2 protein-coding genes are annotated in these 2,831 nt (G+C 51.8%); one reads left to right on the forward strand and one right to left on the reverse strand.

Translation table 11 applies throughout. The features are described from left to right. Positions 1-89 precede the first annotated feature (89 nt). A complete protein-coding gene (locus ACTBDZ_RS16760) occupies positions 90-977 on the forward strand; it encodes a GGDEF domain-containing protein (protein WP_438816143.1) in 888 nt (295 codons plus the stop codon). 55 nt (positions 978-1,032) lie between these two features. Here the strand turns inward: ACTBDZ_RS16760 and ACTBDZ_RS16765 are convergent, their stop codons facing one another. After that, complete coding sequence (locus tag ACTBDZ_RS16765; protein ID WP_438816144.1) at positions 1,033-2,694, reverse strand: methyl-accepting chemotaxis protein; 1,662 nt, start codon at positions 2,692-2,694, stop codon at positions 1,033-1,035. Positions 2,695-2,831: the final 137 nt, after the last annotated feature.

Here is a 2,831-nt window from a genome sequence, read left to right on the forward strand (position 1 = left end):
GCCTTGTTATAGGAGGGCCAGTTAGTGATTTTAAAATTTTGTTTTGCCATGGAGACCTGATTTTGAAACAACTATGGTGATCTGTTCCGATGATTACCCAAACTTTCTATTTATTCAACAAAGCCGCCGGGTTCGCCAAAGTTAAACGCGCAGATTGGATTATTCTTACACTACAAACAGAACAAATTGTCACTCAGGCATTAAATAACGTAATGATTGATGTGACAAAGAAAAGTGCTCCCGTGCTGCTCATCACCCTGTTCATGATTACCTTGTTGACGATCTACATCGCCAAACTGTTGCGCATGCTGGGATTGGCAGCCAGCCGTATGGACGATCCTGATGTCATCAGCAAAATTCGTGCAGTATCCTCCTGGTATTTCGAAGTCGAGCACCTTAAGCGCGTCATCCTGTGGGGCACAATTCTGCTACATAAACGTATCGGAAAACTCAGCTCGCAGGCTCACACCGACCCGCTCACCGGCCTACTCAACCGGCGTGGATTGCACGAAAACATTGAAATGTCTCTGCTCAACAACAGCGTCGTTTCAGTGATTGTTATCGACATTAATCACTTTAAAAATGTGAATGACACCTACGGGCATGATGTGGGCGATGAAGTGATAAAAATGCTGGGACGACATTTAAAAACCAACTCGCGCAAAACGGATCTGGTCTGCCGAACCGGCGGTGAAGAGTTTTTAATGCTGCTGCCCGGCATTGATATCCACCTGGCCGTGGTCATTGCCGAGCGGCTACGCAAAAATGTCGCGGAAATGAGTTTTCCCATCTGCCAACACATCACCATTTCGATTGGCGTAACCTCCTTCCTGCCGAAAGAAGTGCCTATCGATGCCGCACTTAAAACCGCTGATAACGCGCTGTATCGCGCTAAAAAGGCTGGACGCAACAAAGTGATTGTGCAGGATATCCCAGAGGACTTGGCGCTGATGCTGCACAAGCAGCACAAGGATTAGCGGTGTCGTGGGAAAGAAAAACTGTGCGCTACCGATGCTGCGCCCAGAAGAGAGATCAAAACGAGGTCCAGTCCTGATTATTCTGTGCGGATGTGCCTGTGGCCAAGGCCAGCGTGGGCTTGGCTGGCCGGGCAACCGTTGATTCCCGTGCGGACAACGGCATGGCAGCCGCCTCCCCGGCATTAAGTTTGAATGCACTCACTGTATGGATTAATGCTGACGCCTGGGATTGCAGCGACATCGCCGCGGCCGCTGACTCTTCCACCAGCGCGGCATTCTGCTGGGTCATGGTATCGATCTGCCCAACCGCGACGTTAATCTGGCTAACGCCATCGCTCTGCTCTTGGCTGGCTTGAGAAATCTCCGCAATGATGGCGTTAACGTCCTGCACATGGTTGGTCAAACGACCCAGAGTTTCATCGGCACTGTCTACCAGATTCATCCCGTCCTGAATGTTGCTGACGGAATCATCGATCAGCGTCTTAATCTCCTTGGCTGCCGTCGCACTGCGCTGCGCCAGTGAACGCACTTCGCTGGCGACCACGGCAAAACCGTTCCCTTGCTCACCCGCGCGCGCCGCTTCCACGGCTGCATTGAGTGCCAGAATATTGGTTTGGAATGCAATGCTGTCGATAACGCCAATAATCTCAGCCATGCGCTGCGATGATGATTGAATACCACGCATTTTTTGCGTCACCGAGAGCATCACTTCACTGCTGTTTTTGGCTGCATCTGATGCCTGATGCGAAACCGACGTTGCCTGGCGGGTATTATCTGCGGTGTTCTTGATGGTTGAGGTCAGCTCTTCCATGGAGGAGGCGGTTTGTTCCAGCGAACTGGCCTGCTCTTCGGTACGCGCAGAGAGATCCTGATTCCCTGCGGCAATCTGTGAAGCCGCAGTGGAAATCGCCTCGGCACCGTCGCGTACTTGGCCCACAATATGACGCAGGCTGCTGTTCATGTTATCCAATGCCTTGAGCAGCAGACCGGTTTCATCCTGATGAACAGCCTGTACGCGATAAGTAAGATCGCCCTGCGCTACACGATCGGCCAGCGCCTGATGAATCGGGCGCGTCACGCTACGCGTAATCAGCCAGGCGATCATACCGCCCGCCGCCGCTGCCGCCAGGCAGATCAACACCAGCAGCAGCCGCGTTTGATTGTAGGTGGTGGTCATGGTGTCGAGGGTTTTGGTCATGGTGCCGTTTTGAAAGGCGACCAGTTTGCGCACTTGCTCGCGGTAGTTGCGCTGTATGTCATTCATGGCGGTGGCAAATTCCCGCACACCGGCCTCACGATCTCCGGCGTTCAGCGCTGCAATAATCTTATCGCCTGATGCCAGAAACTGTGGACGAATCTGTTGGATATCCCGAATGATCTGTTGCGATGCCTCAGGGCTGTTGCTGGCAACCAATTTATCCAGCAACTGGCCGCCGCGTTTACGCAGATCGCCCAGCATGTCCAGCGTGCTTTTTACTTGAGCCGGATCGGTAACCAGCAACAGTCGTTGATAGGCAACCAACGTGCTGTTTACCACATCGATAAGATCGGTGGTTGTCACCGTATCAGGGTAAACCCGCGTGACAATCAGCTTCGCATCTTCATGAAACAACGACAGTTTCGAGATTGAGAACGCATTGACAACAAACAGCATCAGCACCAGAAAAGCAAATCCACTGCCGAGGCAATAACCGATGCGCCAGTTAGCGATATTCATTCTTCACTCCTTTCCATCCGTCATTCCGCACCTGATTTTTCTTTTTTCGGGACTTGACGGTATTCTGAAGTTCTGAATTTATTACTGCTTTTTGCAGACCAATCAGCATGAGTACTCCCCACGTTACCATCCGTAAC

This window comes from Symbiopectobacterium sp., assembly GCF_051710365.1.
Taxonomy (GTDB): Bacteria; Pseudomonadota; Gammaproteobacteria; order Enterobacterales; family Enterobacteriaceae; genus Symbiopectobacterium.

What these genes read in the sequence shown, in the direction of transcription:
- ACTBDZ_RS16765 (WP_438816144.1), bottom strand. Translation starts at nt 2,694, where the DNA reads ATGAATATCGCTAACTGGCGCATCGGTTATTGCCTCGGCAGTGGATTT.
- ACTBDZ_RS16760 (WP_438816143.1), top strand. Translation starts at nt 90, where the DNA reads ATGATTACCCAAACTTTCTATTTATTCAACAAAGCCGCCGGGTTCGCC.